This is a genomic window from Winogradskyella ouciana, from assembly GCF_009709615.1.
Lineage (GTDB): Bacteria > Bacteroidota > Bacteroidia > Flavobacteriales > Flavobacteriaceae > Winogradskyella > Winogradskyella ouciana.
In genome coordinates, this window is the sequence record NZ_WJYA01000001.1 from 25149 (window position 1) to 43354 (window position 18206).

Below are 18206 nucleotides of genomic sequence, written 5' to 3' on the forward strand. Positions count from 1 at the left end.
AGTTATATTTGTTTAAAAAGCGCCCTATGAAAAAGATTACTTTTGTAGCCCTATTGATTGGGCTTGTTCAACTTGCATATACGCAGGAGACTGTTGGATTAGTGTTTGATGACGTTAATCTAGAAAAATCAAATGGTTATACATTATTTAATGCACTTTCAGATGATAGAGTGTTTCTCATAAATAATTGTGGTGAAGCTGTAAAACAATGGGATTTCTCAGGCCAAATAAGTACTAATTTTTATATTCTAGAAAATGGGAATATACTGCAGTCTAACAGATTTAATGCAGATATAAGAGATTGGAATAACAATATTCTGTGGAGTATTGATTTTTTTAATGATTTAGGTTTTAGTATCCATCATGATATCGAGCCCTTACCAAATGGGAACTTTCTAGTATTAGTTAGAGATACTTATACGAATGCAGAAATGATAGCACAGGGTAAGGACACATCTTTTCAGGAAGCTATTTTTGCATTGGATAAAATTGTGGAAATACAACCCGTTGGCACCAACTCGGCCAACATAGTGTGGGAGTGGAAGTTTTTCGATCACATGGTGCAAGAGTTTGATAGTAGCAAACCTAATTTCGGCTCTGTTGCCAATAATCCACAGCTGTTACATATGGATTATGATAATAATAATCCTGTTGATTATACACATACCAATTCGGTAGATTATAATGAAGACTTGGATCAAATCATTATTTCTGCAAGACATACACACGAAATTTACATAATTGACCATAGTACAACAACTGCTGAAGCGGCATCTCATTCTGGTGGTATATATGGAAAAGGTGGTGACTTTCTTTGGAGATGGGGAAATCCTGAAGTATATGATAAAGGTACTATAAACGATCGTAAACTAGGCAGTCAGCATGATGCTAAATGGATTCCGGATGGCCCACATGAAGGCAAAATATCGGCATTTAGTAATGATGGTTATGGAACTGATTTAACCGCTTCGTCTATTCATATCATAGATCAAAATGATACTAATGGTGTATATAGTCTTTCGGCAGGAGAGTTTTTGCCAAACGATTACTTCTGGTCTTATGATGGCACAATAATGGGTGAAGTAATGCAAGGTTCATCGCGTTGTGGTATGCAAATAATGTCTAATGGGAATGCGCTTATCAATGAAACCGACAAAGGCAGGATTTCTGAAGTTGATGGTTCTGGTAATGTAGTCTGGGTATATATAATTCCAATTGCAGATGGATCTAATATAAATCAATTTGAGGACCCAGATGGTAATAGTGCGTTTAGAGCACATCGCTACCCTGAAAATTATGTTGGCTTTACAGGCTTAAGCTTTAATAATACAGGTATCATAGAGAATGTGAATTCTATTTCTGAGAATTGCAGCAATCTCCTGTCAGTTGAAGATACATTTTTTAACGACTTAAGTGTTTACCCTAATCCAACAAATGGTATTCTACATTTCGATTTCAATAAACCTCTAGATCAAATAGAAGTTTACAGTATTACCGGTAAGATGGTATTGGGCAAAACGAATTCCGACTTTATTAATTTAGAAAGTCTAGCCAAAGGAATGTATATGGTTAAAATTTCTACAGATAGTAATTCTGAATTTATCAAAGTGCTTAAAAACTAAGCAGTTAAAGTGTTACTAAACCTATTGAAACTAGGGCAAGTATAATACCTAACCAATTTTTTACGGATATATGTTCTTTAAAAAGAAAAAGGCCTATTAAAGTTGAAATAGCAACTATGGCTACATTGTTGATTGTAAAAACAGAGGAACTCTCAAATCCATCGACGCGCAATGCTTTTAGTATGTAATGCATGGAAGCGTAGTTTACAATACCCAGAATAATACCAAAGGGTATGCTTTTTAATTTAAAATGGTCTTTTGCTATTATAGATTTATAGCTTAAAATTATAATGCCGATAATGCCAGCTATCCCAAAAATTATAGCTAAAAATAAGGCTTTATTTCCATCTGGTGCAAAATGATTTACACTAGTGTCAATGATACCAGAACCTAAAAACAATATAATAGGTAAATAGATGGATTTGGTTAAAACCACATCTGACTTTGGTTTAATTGAAGTTAATAATACAGCTATTAGTGCTAGAATTATTCCAATCAATTTTTGTAAACCAGTACTTTCGTTGTAAATAACAATTCCGAATAATATTGGAATTATAACACTCATCTTACTTGCAACTGAAGCTACTGAGAGTCCGTTTTTTTGTGCGGTAAGCGCCAAAACATTAAATATTGCGATAAACATAAACCCTAATGCGATTGCTTCAATAAACCAATCTGCATTGATAATATTTAGATTTATTGTTTCATCATACAGAGCTATGCCAGTTATAAAAGCTATAACATAGTTTACAACAATAACCTGCAATGTGTTAACATTGTATTTGCTTAGAATTTTGAATACAACAAATATTGTAGTAGAGGATAAGATGCTAAGGATTAAGTAAATCAAAAGAGGTCTTTTTTTATTTCAAATAAGTTGGCTATATCTTCTTTGGTTTCATCTATATTCCAAATGTTAAATCCCATTGATGCTGCTGTCTCGGTATTTTCTTTTGTGTCATCTATAAATAGACATTCAGTAGGATTAAGATTATTTTCTTTCATAACAAACTCAAATATATCTACATTGGGTTTTCTTAGGTGTATTTCTTGCGAAAGATAAAATTTATGAAAACAGCTTTTAAAATCTTCATAGAACTTTACATTTGATTTAATAAAATCAATATGCATATCATTGGTGTTGCTCAATAGAATAAGCTTGTAAATGCCACTTTGAGCCAAACCTCTTACAAAATCCAAACGATGTTTCGGGAAATCCTTTAGGATATAATTCCACGCTTCTATGATTTGATTCTCGTTTAAATGCGGAAATTTTTTCAAATAAAAGGCAATGAATTCTGAAGTAGATATGTTTCCGGTTTCGTATTGCATATTTGCAGAAAGCATGTCGTCTTCAAAAGTTTTCAACCCAAAAAGCTCTAATGCATTTTGCATTGCACCTTGCTTGTCTAGGTTGATGAACACATCACCAAAATCAAAAATCAACGTTTTTATCATATTCATTTTCCGTGTAAACGGAAGTCTCATTATCTGTTCAAATAAATTTTTAGTGCGTCTTTACTAATTCTGGATTCCGAAATAAGTTTTCCTGTAAATAGCGGAGCTCTAACACCATCTTTAAACTCAATATTGCTGGTAAAAACACGTGCTTCATCCCATAGGTTTTCATCGATAAAAGTTTGAAGCGTTTTTAAACCACCTTCAATAATTACAGAATTAATGTTCTCTCCATGTAAAAGATTGCAAATCTGTTGAGCTATTGGATTTTCAAAATCAATAAGATTGTTCGTTATTCTAATGGTTTTTACTTTATCGTCAAACACATTAAAATTTGATTGTAGTTTCGCATCTTTATCTAAAGCAATTCTAATAGGATTAGACCCTTTCCAATCCCTAACAGTTAAGCTTGGGTTATCTTGAATCACAGTATTTGTGCCAACTAAGATAGCTTGTTCTTCTGCACGCCATTTATGGACTAACTGCCTAGAATACGGGTTGGTAATCCAAACAGGTTTCTTTTCATTTTTTGTTTTTGGTGCGATAAAACCATCACGTGTTTCAGCCCACTTTAAGATAATATAAGGACGCTTTTTGTTATGAAAGGTAAAGAATCGCTTATGATGCGCTTTGCATTCCGCTTCCATAACACCAACGGTTACTTTACAACCTGATGCTTTAAGTTTTTCAACACCTTTACCAGCAACTTCAGGGTTATCATCAATACAGCCAATGACTACGGCTGGAATTTTATGGGTAATGATTAAGTCACTACAAGGAGGTGTTTTACCGTAATGACTGCAAGGTTCTAATGTTACATAGATGGTGCTAATGCTCAATAGCGATTTGTCTTTCACCGAGTTAATGGCGTTAACTTCAGCATGGTTGCCGCCATACGGACTTGTAAAACCTTCACCAATAATAGTATCATTGTAAACAATTACAGCACCAACCGCAGGATTAGGTCTCGTGGTGCCCAATCCGTTTTTTGCGAGTTGTAAACAGCGATTTATATAGTATTCGTGACTGTGCAATTAAAGTTTAATTTTTACATTTTGAGTTTCATCGACGTTATATGTGGAAGAATAACCAAATACTTTATATTTTATTTCTCCTTTGTACTTCACTTCTAGTTTTTGGGATATTAAACTGCCCAATAAACCTCCTAGACTTTTTTTATCAATAATGCTGTCTGTATCAACATCAATAGTAAGCGGAATTTTAAAGTTGTTTTTAGAAGGGACATCAAATGATTCCGAAACAATATTTGCGACTTCCGTATCGTTAATAAAAACTTTTAAATCATCGGTTTTTAGTGTGCCACCAACGTCATTCGGGTTAATGAACAAAGCATCTGCACTGAGTGTAATTTTATTAATGTTAGAATCAACAACTTCTATATTTTCCAGTCCCAAAAACTCAGGTTGCTTATTTACAGTACAGTTAAAAACCAGTGAACAAAACAGCAAAATGAATAAAATTCTTTTAAGCATAAAACGGTAATTATAACTATCTTCATACCGAAAAAAAGTCAGTATAAATTTCATAAATTAAGTGAGTAAAGATACTATTGTTATTCGAGAAATAGAACAAAAGGATGACCCTAAAATAGCTAAGGCCATTCGGTCTGTGTTAATCGAATTTGGTGTACCTAAAGTAGGTACAGCTTATGAGGATAAAGCACTGAATTGTATGACTGAAACTTACAGTAAGCCTCGAAAAGCGTATTTTGTGGTTGAAAAAGGAAACACCATTATTGGTGGCGCCGGAATTTCTCCTTTAGACAATTACGATGGCAACGTATGCGAATTGCAGAAAATGTACTTTATGCCAGAAGCTAGAGGTAAAGGTTTGGGTAGTAAAATGATGGAAAAATGTTTGGCTTTTGCAAAGGGAGCTGGCTTTGAGCAATGTTACTTAGAAACTATGCCGTATATGGACGATGCCAGAAAACTGTACAGAAAGGTTGGTTTTGAGAGCATTGACAAACCTATGGGAGATACAGGTCATTACTCTTGTTCCGTCTGGATGCTTAAAGATTTATAGTCTTGAAAGCACTCGATCTTAAACATATCTTCCACAAGGAATTAGATGTCATCTATGGTAAAAATGAAGTTGAAAGTTTCTTCTTTCTATGTACCGAACACTATCTCAATATTCCTAGAATACAATTGACTTTAGAGCCAGAATTTACATTCACTAAATCTGAAACAGGCACCTTTTTTAAAGTGCTCGAGGACTTAAAAAAACAAAAGCCCATTCAATATATTTTGGGAGAAACAGAATTCTATAGTTTAAAGTTTAAGGTCAATGAACATGTGTTGATCCCAAGACCGGAAACGGAAGAATTGGTTGATTGGAGTGTTAAGTGTCATTCTGAGCGAAGCGAAGAATCTCAAATAAAGATATTAGATATAGGTACAGGTTCAGGATGTATAGCTATTAGTTTGGCAAAGAATTTACCACGTGCAAAAGTTTATGCTTTAGATGTAAGTAAGGAAGCATTAGCAATAGCAAGGAAAAATGCCGAAATCAATAAAGTTGACATTGAGTTTATTGAAGCGGATATCTTAAAGTTGAGTAAGGATTCTTCCCTTTGGGAAGATGTCGCTTTGCGACAGATGGGCTTATTTGACACGATAGTGTCTAATCCACCATACGTAAGAAACCTAGAAAAGGCAGAAATAAAGCCCAATGTATTAGACAACGAACCACATTTGGCATTGTTTGTTGAAGATGAGAAGCCACTGCAATTTTATAAGGCAATTACAAAGTTTGCTGTTGAAAACTTAAAGCCAAAAGGTCAATTATTTTTTGAAATTAACCAGTATCTTGGCGATGAAACTAAGCAATTGTTAATAGATTCAGGTTTAGGTGAAGTAGAATTGAAAAAGGACTTGAACGGCAACGACAGAATGTTGAAAGGGATTAAATAACAAGAAAATTAAAAGCGACACCCTTCCTTTGGAAGGGTTAAGGAAGGCCTATGAAAAACATATCAGTATTTTGTGGAAGTAGCGAAGGAAACGACCAGGAAATTATTTCAATAGCCTATAAGCTCGGTAAAACTTTAGCAGATAGGAATATCGCATTGGTTTATGGAGCCGCAAAGGTCGGTATAATGGGTAAAGTGGCCCAGGGAACCATTGATAATAACGGAAAAACGATTGGTGTAATTCCACATTTTTTAAAAACCAAAGAGATTGTTCATATACAGCTCACTGAACTGATTACTACGGACAACATGCACGACAGAAAAGTAATCATGTACGATAAAAGTGACGGTTTTATTATTATTCCAGGTGGCTTTGGCACTATGGATGAGTTTTTTGAAATCACAACTTGGGGACAATTGGGTTTGCATACCAAACCCATCGGAATTTTAAACATCAACGGTTACTATGATGCCTTAATAAGCCAATGCAAAACCATGGTAGAACGTGGATTTTTAAAACAAGAAAATCTAGACGCAGTAGTTATTGATGATACTATTGATGGCTTACTGGAAAAAATGAATAACTATGTGCCATTACCAGCACCAAAATGGTTGAATAAAGAGCGATTGTGAAAATGGATATAAAATCTAAAATAGAATCATTGCGTAACGAACTTCGCCTACACAATTACAACTACTATATACTCGATAATCCAACAATTACCGATTACGAGTTCGATATTAAGCTAAAGGAACTTCAGGCTTTAGAAGAAGCACACCCTGAGTTTTTTGATGCCAATTCACCGACACAGCGTGTAGGAGGTGCAGTGACCAAGAACTTTAATACGGTCGTTCATGATTTTAGAATGTATTCCCTGGATAATTCGTATTCCAAAGAAGATTTATTGGATTGGGAAAAACGCATTAAAAAAATGGTGGATGGCGACGTTCAGTACACTTGTGAGCTTAAGTACGATGGAGCTTCAATGAACCTCACTTATGAAAACGGTAAGTTGCTTAGAGCAGTAACACGTGGTGATGGAGTGCAAGGGGATGAGGTAACCACCAATGTTAAGACCATTAACACAGTACCACTTCAGTTAAAGGGTGATTACCCAGAACGTTTTGATATTAGAGGAGAAATCATTCTACCTATTGAAGGATTTTTAAAAATGAACGAGGAACGTATCGCTAATGAAGAAGAACCTTATAGAAACCCAAGAAACACAGCATCAGGAAGTTTAAAATTGCAGGATAGCGCAGAGGTAGCTAAACGACCATTAGAATGTTTGTTATATAGTATAAAAGGAAACAACTTAAATATTTCCACTCAGTTTGAAGGTTTGCAAAAGGCTAGGGAATGGGGTTTTAAAGTGCCAAAGGAAGCAAAATTGGTCAACTCAATTGATGAGGTTTTGGAGTATGTTGAATATTGGGATAAACATCGCCACGATTTACCATACGAGATAGATGGTGTTGTAGTAAAGGTAAATAGTCTTTATCAACAAGATGAGTTAGGTTATACAGCAAAAGCACCACGTTGGGCAATGGCGTATAAGTTTAAAGCAGAGCAAGTTTCTACAAGACTTAATGAAATAACATATCAAGTTGGCCGCACAGGTGCTATTACTCCTGTTGCTAATCTAGAACCTGTGCAATTGGCAGGTACAATTGTTAAGCGAGCATCGCTGCATAATGCAGACCAGATTGAAAAGTTGGATATTAGGGAAGGAGATGAGGTGTTTGTGGAAAAAGGCGGTGAAATTATTCCTAAGATCATAGCGGTTGATTTAACCAAACGACCAGAGAATTCCCAGCCTACAGAGTATATTACTAGTTGTCCAGAATGTGAAACAGAATTGATACGGCCAGAAGGAGAGGCTAAACATTATTGTCCTAATTACAGTGGTTGTCCTCCTCAAGTTGTGGGACGTATTCAACATTATATATCCAGAAAGGCTATGGATATTGAAGGGCTCGGAGGCGAGACTGTGGCTCTTCTGGTTAAGGAAGGGTTAATTTCTAACTATGCCGATTTATATGAGTTGACCGTTGAACAAGTGATACCTCTGGAGCGTATGGCAGAAAAAAGTGCTGAAAATTTAGTGAATGGTATTGAAGCTTCTAAGCAAATCCCTTTTGAACGCGTATTGTTTGCCTTGGGTATTCGCTATGTCGGTGAAACGGTTGCCAAAAAATTGGCAAAGCACTATAAATCAATTGACGCACTGATGCATGCTCCAATCCTAGATTTGGTCTCTGTGGATGAGATTGGTGAGCGTATTGCAGAAAGTGTTGTGGAATTCTTTTCGTCCGAAGAAAATAAAATAATTATTGAGCGTTTAAAGTCATTTGGTGTGCAGTTGGAAATTTCAGCGGATAAGTTAGCTAATCAAACCGATAAGTTAAAAGGGTTATCGATTGTGGTTTCTGGTGTTTTTGAAACTGTGTCTAGAAATGAGCTTAAAAAGCTTATAGAAGATAATGGAGGTAAGGTATCCTCGTCTATTTCTTCTAAAACAAGTTATCTGGTGGCAGGAGATAAAATGGGTCCAAGCAAACGTACAAAAGCCGAGAGTTTAAACATACCAATAATCTCAGAACAGGAATTTTTAACTTTATTGAAGTAAATACTTACAAAAAAATATGCATTTCATCGATAAAATGTATTTTTTTATCGTTTATATGTATAATAATTATATATTCGCTTTATAAATAAGGGATTAATTAATGTTTGTAAATAAATTATTAAAAGTAATATTATTGCTTTTAGGTGGTGTCTTCATAATTCTTCAAGGCTTAGCTTATGAAAAAGAGGGTGCTGCGGTAAGTGCGTTTATGCTTGTTTTATTGACCATTCTATATTGTAGATGGACAACTAATAAGTCATTGTTCTTCTTTTGGTTTTTGGTCGCTTTTACGGCTGGGCAACTTTTAAGTTACATCTCGTGGTATGGGCCAGAGATAAAAGTAGGAGAGGTGGATTATTATTATTACGGTGCTAATGTCTTATATATTATATCCTATTTATTCCTAATAGTAAAAATTGCATCATCATTTAAGTTAAGAGATATATTTAAAGAATTATCAATACCAATAATGATTCTCTTGCTTTTGGATGTGTTTTGTGTTGTGCTGGTTACGGATACTACTAAAGGAGCTCTCACAGGATATGAATATACATTGGAATTTACCTATAATGCAGTGATTATGGCTTTGCTTTCTGTGGCGTTAATTGATTATATGTATAGAGATGATAGAAAATCCATGCTGTTCTTAATAGGATCTATTTTTATTGTGTTTTCTGAAATTATTCAGCTAGCATATTATTATGTGTTAGAAGACAAAAGCTTGATTTTTGTTTACTCATTATTTTTAGTAGTTGCGTTTTTATTCTTTTATCTACAGTCGCAATTACAGCTTTCTGAGCCACAGCCAAACTATATAGATGAGCAATTAGAAGCTTAGTTTTTTACCGATAATAGGTATGGCTTTTCTTTGGTTGTACAAAATAATTGCGCTAAGAACAAACGTTGCAATGGCTGTGTAAAACAATGTGCCTCCATCACCCTGCACTTCAATTCCCAATTTTGTAAGATGCATTACAATAGCACCACTCATTAAACCTAAAGCCAATAATGCACCAGCCCAAATGGTTTTTGGTATTAAAAGTAAAATACCAGCTATGAGTTCTAATATGCCAATACCTATTCTTCCGTAAGGTTCTAAACCAACAGTTTCAAATATATAAACACTGACGTCATCTGCAGTAAACTTAAAGCGAAGCGTTTGAATTAGAATTATGGCTACAACAATTCGTAGTACTAAAATGATTTTGTCAGATTTCATAATTTCAATGGTTGAATTGAAATCTTAGACGATTCTATTCTTTTAACTTACAAAAGAACTTATACGATTATTGAAGCACCATCTGATTTTACGGGTTCACCTGGTTCAAAATAGAAGTCAATTTTACCTAGGTACAAACCATAAGCACCAACCTGATTTATAAGTACATTTTTACCTGCGCTATTCTTTTCTATAGTTGGTTTTGGTAAGAAGGTGTGTGTGTGACCGCCTATTATTAGGTCTATATCTTTTGTAGCTCTTGCTAAGTTCAAATCACTAACCCTCTCTGGTCTATTTCTATAATAATAACCAATATGAGACAAGCAGATTACTAAATCACATTTTTGTTCTTCCCTTAGAATACGAGACATGTCTTGGGCAACCTCAATTGGATTTTGGTAAACCGTTTCCTTATACATATTTTTATCAACAAGACCTTCAAGTTGAACACCTAAACCAAACACTCCTATTTTAATACCGTCTTTTACTAAGATCTTGTAGGGTTTTACATGTGTGTCCATTACTGTGTTCGAAAAATCATAATTCGCAGAGACAAATTCAAATTTAGCATGTGGTAGTTGCGCATATAATCCATCTATGCCATTATCAAAATCATGATTACCAATGGTCGCCAAATCGTAATCTAACATGCTCATTAACTTAAATTCTAACTCACCACCATAGTAATTAAAATATGGAGTACCTTGAAAAATATCGCCAGCATCAAGCAAAAGTGTATTAGGGTTTTCTTTTCTAATAGATTCTACTAAAGTAGCTCGTCTTGCCACACCACCTTTATTAGCGTTACGCTCATGGTCTGGTCCAAAAGGATCTATATGGCTGTGTACGTCGTTTGTATGAAGTATGGTAATCTTTTTGGTTTCTGGCCCAAAGGATTGCAAACCTAATCCGCCCAAACCTAGTAATGCTGTTGCTGCCGTAGATTGCTGAATAAATTGTCTTCTTTTCATGTTTAATCCTCTAATTTTATAAAGCGATTATCGCGTTTCGGGTTGATCGTATCTTTCTTTTTAAAATAGTCAATAAGTACGTTGCGTATTTTATAATCCAATACGTATAAGCTGTCGTTGGGATGAAAAAACGTCATGCGATCACCACCATTATATAAATAGTCGTTTGTAGCGACATGATATATGGCGTCTTTATCGATAGGTTTTCCATTTAAAGTAGCAGAACTAATTTCAAAATCCTTTCCAAGTTCCAATTGTAGGTGATTAGAAACGGGATGAGCACGCTTGGCTTGTGCTAAATATTGCATCATATCCAAAACTTGTTCTCCTTTCATCGCTACCACTACTACAGAATTTTCAAAGGGCATAACCTCAAAAGCAGTTCTAGTGGTAACATTTCCTTTGGAAATTATAGAACGAATCCCACCATGATTTAAGAGTACTAAATCAATATTTTTTCCTGTGCGTTGCTTAAAAACAGGATTGCTTTCTTCAAAAACAGCGTCAGCCATGAGGTTACCAATAGCAGTATTTAGTTCACCGTCAGTTTTAGAATAGGTTTCTGGTGCGTAGGATATTATACTATCTAGGTTCTTATTTACGTTTTCCCTGTAGGGTTTAATAAAATTTTCAATTGCGGTATCCGAAGCGATATCGGCATTGATTTCTATACGTTTACCTTCAATTTTAGAGATGTGCGTTTCGTTATGGCACGAAAAAATGAACAGTAAAATAAACAGTTTAAAAAGATGTTTAATTATCATTGAATAACTTCTATATAGTTAACGGATATTTGCAAGTGCTTTTAGTAAATTTGCACAAAGTCTAAAGATAAATGTTTTTAAAAGCTTTTAAGGAAAAATCGAACCGAAAGTACATTAATAAATTGTTAGATATTCCAAAAGCGGCTGTAAATAACAATAAGGTTAAGACTATCGCGGTTTTGCTTAATGCTAATGAATATGATGATTTTGAGTCGTTTAGACTGTATTTTAAAGAACTGAATTTAACATCTCCAAAGCATAAAGTTGTTGCTTTTGTTAATGATGATAAATATGAATCTAGTCAATGGGAAACGTATTTTAGTCCAAAAGACTTCGGGTGGAAAGGCAAATTGAACAATATAGATTTACAGTCTTTTGTTGATGAAGATTATGATGTATTAATCAGTTTTTATAAGCAGGAAAGTTTAGAATTGAATTTAATAACAGCACTTTCAAAAGCAAATTTTAAAGTTGGATTGGCCAGAAATGATGAACGGTTGTACGATTTGATTATAGATCTTAAACCAAAAGAAATAGAAACGTTTAAAAAAGAATTTAAGAAATATCTCAACATTTTAAATAAAATATAATGACCAAATTTATAGGTACAGGAGTAGCATTAATAACACCTTTTAAAGCAGATCTTAGCATAGATTTTGATGCTCTAGAACGGTTAGTAGAACATAATATTGAAAACGGTACGGAATACTTGGTAATTAGTGGTACTACAGGAGAAAGTGTTACTATTACAGCAGAGGAGAAAAAGGAAATAACAAAGTTTATCATAAAAGTTAACAACGGAAGATTGCCGTTGGTCTTAGGCATTGGCGGTAACAATACAAAAACAGTTGTTGATGAAATTAAGACAACAGATTTATCTGGTATTGACGGTATCTTATCTGTATCACCATATTACAGCAAACCAACCCAAGAAGGATTGTATCAACATTTTAAGGCCATTGCTGAAGCGACTTCAAAACCAATTATTTTATATAATGTCCCTGGTAGAACATCTAAAAACATGGAGCCGGAAACAACTTTACGTTTGGCAAAAGATTTTGACAATATCGTTGCGGTAAAGGAAGCGGGTAATAATGTACATCAGTATTTAGAATTATTAAGAACGAAACCAGATGATTTTTTGATAATATCTGGAGATGATGATTTAGCCCTAGGAGTCGCCTTAGCAGGTGGTTCTGGTGTTATATCGGTAATTGGGCAGGCTCTACCTAAAGAGTTTTCAGAAATGATTAGATTGGGAATCGCAGGTAAGGCAAAGGAAGCTTACAAACTTCATTTTGATTTAATGCCAATCACCGGACTTATATTTTCTGAGAACAATCCTTCAGGTGTAAAAGCTGTTTTAGAAGCCTTAAATATATCAAAACCACATGTTCGTTTACCATTAGTGGAAGCGACGGATGGACTAAAGAAAAAAATCACAGAGGCTCTTAAAGTTTTAGGCAAAAGTTAAACTTAATCTAAATTACATTTCGCAATAAAAACTAAGGTTATTTTAGCATAAAATATTTGTTTTTTAAATCCGTTAAAAATGCATACTTTTGCATCCTGTTTAAAATTTATGAAAAGAGGACTTTACATACTATTCACAGCCATTATATTGGTATCTTGTAGCGACTTTCAGAAAACGTTAAGATCTGATGATGTCGCTGAAAAGTTTAAAATGGGTACTGAATTGTTTGAAGCTGGCAAGTGGAGTAAAGCCCATAGGCTATTAAATCAGATTTTACCTCAGTATAGAGGTAAGCCTCAAGCTGAAAAGTTGACCTTTATGCATGCTATGTGCTCTTACCAAATGAAAGATTACTATATAGCAAGTTATCATTTTGATAAGTTTACGGATATTTATCCGCAAAGTGAAAAAGCTGAAGAAGCTGCGTTTTTAGCTGCAAAGGGTTATTATTATAATTCGCCTGTGTATTCAAAAGAGCAGAAGGAAACAGTAGAAGCTATTGAAAAACTGCAATTGTTCGTTAATGCTTATCCAAATTCGCAGTATCTGTCAGAGGCCAATACACTTGTTAAAGAATTGGATTTTAAACTAGAGAAAAAGGCTTTTGAGATAGCAAAACAGTATGATTTAATTAGAGATTATAAAGCTTCAATTAAATCATTCAATAATTTTTTACTTGAATTCCCTGGCACTACATTGAGAAATGAGGCCATGTTTTACAGGTTTGATGCTGCTTATAATTTAGCAATATTGAGTATAGATGAACTGAAAGAAGAACGTTTAAATAACGCTTTAGGTTACTATAACGCATTAAAAAAAGCTTATCCTAATTCAGAGTTTTTAGAAGATGCTGATAGAATGAAAGAGGAATTACAACAAGAGTTAAATACATTTACTACAAAAAGTTAATCATTATAAAGATGGATTTAAAGAAGACCGATGCACCAGTTACTACAGTAACTTATAACAGAAATGAAGTTGATGCTCCAACGGATAACATTTACGAAGCTATTTCTGTAATTGCAAAGCGTGCAGAACAGATTAATACAGACATAAGACGTGAGTTGATTGACAAGCTTGAAGAGTTTGCAACTTACAACGATAGTCTTGAGGAGATTTTCGAAAACAAAGAACAGATTGAAGTATCTAAGTTTTACGAAAAACTGCCAAAACCACATGCTCTTGCAGTGAAAGAGTGGTTAGATGATAAAATTTATCACAGAAATACTGAGGATACTCAGGAATAATATTTCATGTCTATTCTAAAAGACAAAAACATTTTATTGGGCATTACCGCTGGTATTGCCGCTTATAAATCTGCTAACTTAGTAAGATTATTTATAAAAGCAGGCGCTAACGTTAAAGTAGTTATGACGCCTGCTTCTAAAGATTTTATAACTCCACTTACATTATCCACCTTATCCAAAAATCCAGTCTATTCGTCTTTTGTAGATGAAGAAGATGAGGGACAAGTTTGGAATAACCATGTCGATTTAGGTCTTTGGGCAGATTACTTTGTAATCGCTCCAGCTACGGCTAACACTATGGCCAAAATGGCAAATGGTGTTTGTGATAACATATTGTTGGCAACATATCTTTCTGCTAAATGCCCTGTTTATTTTGCTCCAGCTATGGATTTGGATATGTATAAACACGAATCCACTAAAACTTCATTTGAAAAGTTAACCTCTTACGGAAATAAGATGATTCCTGCTGGTACTGGCGAATTGGCTAGTGGTTTAGTTGGAGAAGGCCGAATGGCAGAGCCAGATGATATTATTGATTTTATTGAAAAAGATATTCTGAATCAATTGCCTCTTAGAGGAAAAAAAGTTCTTATTACTGCTGGACCAACTTACGAAGCTTTGGACCCTGTACGCTTTATAGGAAACCATTCTAGCGGTAAAATGGGATTTGAAATTGCAAATGCAGCTGCTAATCTTGGCGCTGAGGTAATTCTGGTCACAGGACCGACACATCAAAAAAACGCACATAGTTTAGTAAAGGTTGTGCCTGTGGTTAGTGCAGAAGAAATGTACAATGAAGTACATAAACATTTCAAGAATTCAGATATAGCGATACTTTCAGCAGCTGTGGCAGACTATAGACCAAAATCTGTAGCAGATAAGAAAATAAAAAAGAAAGATTCAACGTTTAGTGTTGAGTTAGAGAAGACGAAAGATATTCTAAAATCCTTAGGAGAAATTAAGGAACATCAATTCTTGGTTGGCTTTGCGCTAGAGACTAATAATGAACTAGAGTATGCAAAAGGAAAATTAAAATCTAAGAATTTAGACCTAATTGTACTTAATTCTTTGCAAGATAAAGGTGCGGGTTTTGGAGTATCCACAAATAAAGTTACATTTATAACATCGTCTAACGATATTATTGAACATCCGCTTAAATCAAAGGCAGAAGTTGCTAACGATTTAATGAATCAGATTTTAAAACAATTACATGCGTAAGATATTAGTTTTATTGGCCTTTTTACTATCATCAACAGTTGTTCTTGCCCAAGAATTAAACTGCACGGTTAATGTTATAGCTCAGCAAACAGGTAACGACAATAATGTGGTTTTTAAGACTTTAGAAAAACAACTTAGCGAGTTTGTCAATAATACACAATGGACGGAAAAATCGTTCAGCGCAGAAGAGCGCATTAATTGTAGTATGGTTATAAATGTAAATAATTACGAAAATGATAGATTTAGCGCTACGCTTCAAGTATCATCTTCTCGACCAGTATTTAATTCAACATACAGTTCACCAGTATATAACTACAATGACAGGGATTTTAACTTTCAATATTTAGAATTTCAGAATTTGGTATATAACCCACGTCAATTTGAGTCTAACCTTGTTTCGGTATTATCGTTTCATGTATTTATGATTTTAGGTATGGACGCAGATTCTTTTGCGCTCAACGGAGGTGACGAATATTTTGCCCAGGCACAAACTATTGCTAATTATTCTCAGCAATTAAATGGGCAAGGGTGGAAGTTAGAAGACGGCTTACAATCGCGTTTCGCCCTTATAGATAATTTATTGTCACCAACGTTTAAGGAAATGAGATCAACCATGTATAACTATCATATAGATGGTTTGGATATTATGGCAGATGATGCAAAAAAAGGAAAATCCCAGGTTGTTTCAACACTATCAGAACTACAAAAGATTCATAGAAGACGACCAAATTCCTATTTAATGCGTGTGTTTTTCGATGCGAAATCAGATGAATTAATGGATATACTTTCTGGTGGTCCAAGTGTCAATATTACCGAAGCCGTAGATATTTTAAACAAGATTGCACCGATGCACTCCCAAAAGTGGAGAAACATTAAGTTTTAATTTTTACATCATTACGAACTTGCTTGTACTGAACTTGTTTCAGTAACTCAGAATCGATACTTTTGTAATAACTAATTACAAATTATTGCTCACCTCACTTTACATAAAAAACTACGCGCTTATAGACGAACTCAATGTTCAGTTTAATAATGGGATGACCATAATTACTGGTGAAACTGGTGCAGGTAAATCCATTCTTTTAGGTGGCTTGTCATTGGTTTTGGGAAAACGCGCAGATCTTAGTCAGGTAAAGAATACGGATGAAAAATGTATAATCGAAGCAACCTTCGATGTTGCCAATTACAATCTAAAAGCACTTTTTGCATCTTTAGACTTAGATTACGATGTGCAGACCATTATAAGGCGTGAGATTTTACCATCAGGAAAGTCGCGAGCCTTTATTAATGACACTCCTGCGACCCTAGACAGTTTGGTTGCTCTAAGCTCATATTTTATTGATATTCATTCACAGCACCAAACACAGCAATTGATGCAAGACGACTATCAATTTAAGGTCATTGATGCATTGGCAGATAATGGTGCAAACTTAGAATTGTTTACTAAACAATTAAAGGCGTTCAGATCATTACAAAAATCTTTGGAAGATCTACAAACTTCTAAATCAGAAATGCTCAAGGAGTATGATTATAACTTGTTTCTGACTAAAGAACTGAATGAGATTGATCTAGAATCTGTTAATCTTGAAGATTTAGAGTCGCAATATGAGCAGCTTAACAATGTTGAAACTATTGGAGAAAGGCTAGGTAATACCAGAGCTATTTTAAATACCGAAAATCAAGGTGTTATCGACCAATTAAAGACTGCAAAACAAGAACTGAATAAAATATCTACATTTGGAAAGGCATACGAGTCATTATTAGAAAGAGTTTCGAGTGTAACTATTGAATTAGATGATATTTTAACAGAACTAGACAATCTTGAAGAACAATTATCCTCGGATCCTCAAGCACTAGAACGTATTAACGCACAACTTCAAATCATTAATAATTTACTTCAAAAACATGCTTCGAGCAATATTGAAGAATTAATAGAAATAAGGAAAGAGTTAGAATCCAAAATTTCGAATACAGAAAATCTCGATGATGAAATTGCTGAAAAAGAGCAAGAAATTAAAAGTCTTAATATAGAATTGAATCAAGTAGCAGCAAAGGTTCATAATAATAGAGAAGAAGTTATCCCTCTATTAGTACAAAAGTTGGAGGCCATTTTATCTGATTTAGGTATGCCAAATGCTAAGTTCAAAATAGAGCTTGATGATTTGGGACATTTTACGTCAAACGGAAAAGACAGCCTAGAGTTTTTATTTACAGCAAACAAAGGTTCAAACTTTAATGAATTGAAGAAGTCTGCTTCAGGTGGAGAATTATCTCGGATTATGTTGGCGATAAAGTCCATTCTATCTGAATATATGCAGCTACCGTCCATAATGTTTGATGAAATAGATACAGGAGTTTCTGGCGAAATTTCAAACAAGATGGGTGACATAATGAAGCAGATGAGTGGCAAGATGCAAGTCTTTACCATTACGCATCTGCCTCAGATTGCTGCAAAAGGAAATACACATTTTAAGGTGTTTAAAACAGATATGGATAATACAACGCATACACAATTAAAGCGATTGGATGAAGACGAGCGCATTGTGGAAATTGCTCAAATGCTAGGAGGTGTGAATATTACCGAATCTGCTATGGCACACGCCAAGCAATTGCTCAATTAAATATTTAAAATTCAAAGTTTAAAATTCAAAGTTTTGTTAACTTTGAC

The 18206-nt window shown here is 34.4% G+C and carries 20 protein-coding genes; 13 read left to right on the forward strand and 7 right to left on the reverse strand.

Features of this window, described 5'->3' with window-relative positions:
* Positions 1-26: 26 nt before the first annotated feature.
* Positions 27-1622, forward strand: a complete 1596-nt coding sequence (locus F1003_RS00130) for an aryl-sulfate sulfotransferase (RefSeq protein WP_155087174.1) — start codon at positions 27-29, stop codon at positions 1620-1622.
* A gap of 4 nt (positions 1623-1626) precedes the next feature.
* On the opposite strand, the gene F1003_RS00135 is transcribed toward F1003_RS00130, so the two are convergent.
* The 4 genes from F1003_RS00135 to F1003_RS00150 are packed head-to-tail and all read right to left on the reverse strand — an operon-like array spanning position 1627 to position 4573.
* Positions 1627-2472: an EamA family transporter gene (locus F1003_RS00135; protein ID WP_155087175.1), complete on the reverse strand. Its 846-nt coding sequence runs from the start codon at positions 2470-2472 to the stop codon at positions 1627-1629.
* Positions 2469-3086, reverse strand: coding sequence for an HAD family hydrolase (locus F1003_RS00140; RefSeq protein WP_306461419.1), 618 nt, complete (start codon positions 3084-3086; stop codon positions 2469-2471). Before F1003_RS00140 ends, F1003_RS00135 begins: the two co-directional genes overlap by 4 nt.
* Positions 3087-3109: 23 nt before the next feature.
* On the reverse strand, positions 3110-4114 hold the full coding sequence (ribD, locus tag F1003_RS00145) for a bifunctional diaminohydroxyphosphoribosylaminopyrimidine deaminase/5-amino-6-(5-phosphoribosylamino)uracil reductase RibD (protein WP_155087177.1): 1005 nt from the start codon (positions 4112-4114) through the stop codon (positions 3110-3112).
* Complete coding sequence (locus F1003_RS00150) at positions 4115-4573, reverse strand: LEA/WHy family protein (RefSeq protein WP_155087178.1); 459 nt, start codon at positions 4571-4573, stop codon at positions 4115-4117.
* 61 nt (positions 4574-4634) lie between these two features.
* Here F1003_RS00150 and F1003_RS00155 point away from each other — a divergent pair, with 61 nt between their 5' ends.
* From F1003_RS00155 to F1003_RS00175, 5 genes are all read left to right on the forward strand, one after another.
* Positions 4635-5126: a GNAT family N-acetyltransferase gene (locus F1003_RS00155; RefSeq protein ID WP_162306864.1), complete on the forward strand. Its 492-nt coding sequence runs from the start codon at positions 4635-4637 to the stop codon at positions 5124-5126.
* 2 nt (positions 5127-5128) lie between these two features.
* Positions 5129-6016 carry a peptide chain release factor N(5)-glutamine methyltransferase gene (gene prmC, locus F1003_RS00160; RefSeq protein ID WP_155087179.1) on the forward strand — a complete coding sequence of 296 codons (888 nt, stop codon included), beginning with the start codon at positions 5129-5131 and terminating at the stop codon, positions 6014-6016.
* A 50-nt stretch (positions 6017-6066) separates the two neighbouring features.
* Positions 6067-6648, forward strand: coding sequence for an LOG family protein (locus F1003_RS00165; protein ID WP_155087180.1), 582 nt, complete (start codon positions 6067-6069; stop codon positions 6646-6648).
* Positions 6649-6650: 2 nt separating this feature from the next.
* Positions 6651-8645, forward strand: a complete 1995-nt coding sequence (ligA, locus tag F1003_RS00170; RefSeq protein WP_155087181.1) for an NAD-dependent DNA ligase LigA — start codon at positions 6651-6653, stop codon at positions 8643-8645.
* A 100-nt stretch (positions 8646-8745) separates the two neighbouring features.
* The gene (locus tag F1003_RS00175; RefSeq protein ID WP_155087182.1) at positions 8746-9483 is read left to right on the forward strand and encodes a hypothetical protein; all 738 of its coding nucleotides are present in this window, start codon (positions 8746-8748) and stop codon (positions 9481-9483) included.
* Here the strand turns inward: F1003_RS00175 and F1003_RS00180 are convergent.
* From F1003_RS00180 to F1003_RS00190, 3 genes are read right to left on the reverse strand one after another with little or no spacing between them, the layout of a single operon-like run.
* Positions 9472-9864 (reverse strand): DoxX family protein, encoded by a 393-nt coding sequence (locus F1003_RS00180; RefSeq protein ID WP_155087183.1) that lies wholly within the window; start codon positions 9862-9864, stop codon positions 9472-9474. The two genes, F1003_RS00175 and F1003_RS00180, sit on opposite strands and share 12 nt — an antisense overlap.
* 59 nt (positions 9865-9923) lie before the next feature.
* Positions 9924-10835, reverse strand: coding sequence for a bifunctional metallophosphatase/5'-nucleotidase (locus tag F1003_RS00185; RefSeq protein WP_155087184.1), 912 nt, complete (start codon positions 10833-10835; stop codon positions 9924-9926).
* Between the two features lie 2 nt (positions 10836-10837).
* Positions 10838-11599 (reverse strand): 5'-nucleotidase C-terminal domain-containing protein, encoded by a 762-nt coding sequence (locus F1003_RS00190; RefSeq protein WP_155087185.1) that lies wholly within the window; start codon positions 11597-11599, stop codon positions 10838-10840.
* 71 nt (positions 11600-11670) lie between these two features.
* Here F1003_RS00190 and F1003_RS00195 point away from each other — a divergent pair, with 71 nt between their 5' ends.
* From F1003_RS00195 to recN, 7 genes are all read left to right on the forward strand, one after another.
* Positions 11671-12189 carry a DUF6913 domain-containing protein gene (locus F1003_RS00195; protein WP_155087186.1) on the forward strand — a complete coding sequence of 173 codons (519 nt, stop codon included), beginning with the start codon at positions 11671-11673 and terminating at the stop codon, positions 12187-12189.
* Positions 12189-13073: a 4-hydroxy-tetrahydrodipicolinate synthase gene (gene dapA / locus F1003_RS00200; protein WP_155087187.1), complete on the forward strand. Its 885-nt coding sequence runs from the start codon at positions 12189-12191 to the stop codon at positions 13071-13073. The genes F1003_RS00195 and dapA overlap by 1 nt, the downstream gene beginning before the upstream one ends.
* Before the next feature lie 108 nt (positions 13074-13181).
* Complete coding sequence (locus tag F1003_RS00205) at positions 13182-13982, forward strand: outer membrane protein assembly factor BamD (RefSeq protein ID WP_202913863.1); 801 nt, start codon at positions 13182-13184, stop codon at positions 13980-13982.
* 11 nt (positions 13983-13993) lie between these two features.
* On the forward strand, positions 13994-14320 hold the full coding sequence (locus tag F1003_RS00210; protein ID WP_155087189.1) for a DNA-directed RNA polymerase subunit omega: 327 nt from the start codon (positions 13994-13996) through the stop codon (positions 14318-14320).
* Between the two features lie 6 nt (positions 14321-14326).
* The gene (gene coaBC / locus F1003_RS00215; protein WP_155087190.1) at positions 14327-15538 is read left to right on the forward strand and encodes a bifunctional phosphopantothenoylcysteine decarboxylase/phosphopantothenate--cysteine ligase CoaBC; all 1212 of its coding nucleotides are present in this window, start codon (positions 14327-14329) and stop codon (positions 15536-15538) included.
* Complete coding sequence (porD, locus tag F1003_RS00220; RefSeq protein WP_155087191.1) at positions 15531-16421, forward strand: type IX secretion system protein PorD; 891 nt, start codon at positions 15531-15533, stop codon at positions 16419-16421. Before coaBC ends, porD begins: the two co-directional genes overlap by 8 nt.
* Before the next feature lie 85 nt (positions 16422-16506).
* The gene (gene recN, locus F1003_RS00225) at positions 16507-18159 is read left to right on the forward strand and encodes a DNA repair protein RecN (RefSeq protein WP_155087192.1); all 1653 of its coding nucleotides are present in this window, start codon (positions 16507-16509) and stop codon (positions 18157-18159) included.
* Positions 18160-18206: the final 47 nt, after the last annotated feature.

Excerpts from the sequence above, each read along its gene's own strand:
- F1003_RS00195 (WP_155087186.1), top strand. The coding sequence starts at position 11,671 with ATGTTTTTAAAAGCTTTTAAGGAAAAATCGAACCGAAAGTACATTAAT.
- F1003_RS00190 (WP_155087185.1), bottom strand. The coding sequence starts at position 11,599 with ATGATAATTAAACATCTTTTTAAACTGTTTATTTTACTGTTCATTTTT.
- F1003_RS00180 (WP_155087183.1), bottom strand. The coding sequence starts at position 9,864 with ATGAAATCTGACAAAATCATTTTAGTACTACGAATTGTTGTAGCCATA.
- F1003_RS00140 (WP_306461419.1), bottom strand. The coding sequence starts at position 3,086 with ATGAATATGATAAAAACGTTGATTTTTGATTTTGGTGATGTGTTCATC.
- porD (WP_155087191.1), top strand. The coding sequence starts at position 15,531 with ATGCGTAAGATATTAGTTTTATTGGCCTTTTTACTATCATCAACAGTT.
- dapA (WP_155087187.1), top strand. The coding sequence starts at position 12,189 with ATGACCAAATTTATAGGTACAGGAGTAGCATTAATAACACCTTTTAAA.
- F1003_RS00205 (WP_202913863.1), top strand. The coding sequence starts at position 13,182 with ATGAAAAGAGGACTTTACATACTATTCACAGCCATTATATTGGTATCT.
- F1003_RS00150 (WP_155087178.1), bottom strand. The coding sequence starts at position 4,573 with ATGCTTAAAAGAATTTTATTCATTTTGCTGTTTTGTTCACTGGTTTTT.
- F1003_RS00165 (WP_155087180.1), top strand. The coding sequence starts at position 6,067 with ATGAAAAACATATCAGTATTTTGTGGAAGTAGCGAAGGAAACGACCAG.
- ligA (WP_155087181.1), top strand. The coding sequence starts at position 6,651 with ATGGATATAAAATCTAAAATAGAATCATTGCGTAACGAACTTCGCCTA.
- coaBC (WP_155087190.1), top strand. The coding sequence starts at position 14,327 with ATGTCTATTCTAAAAGACAAAAACATTTTATTGGGCATTACCGCTGGT.
- F1003_RS00130 (WP_155087174.1), top strand. The coding sequence starts at position 27 with ATGAAAAAGATTACTTTTGTAGCCCTATTGATTGGGCTTGTTCAACTT.
- F1003_RS00175 (WP_155087182.1), top strand. The coding sequence starts at position 8,746 with ATGTTTGTAAATAAATTATTAAAAGTAATATTATTGCTTTTAGGTGGT.
- F1003_RS00210 (WP_155087189.1), top strand. The coding sequence starts at position 13,994 with ATGGATTTAAAGAAGACCGATGCACCAGTTACTACAGTAACTTATAAC.
- F1003_RS00185 (WP_155087184.1), bottom strand. The coding sequence starts at position 10,835 with ATGAAAAGAAGACAATTTATTCAGCAATCTACGGCAGCAACAGCATTA.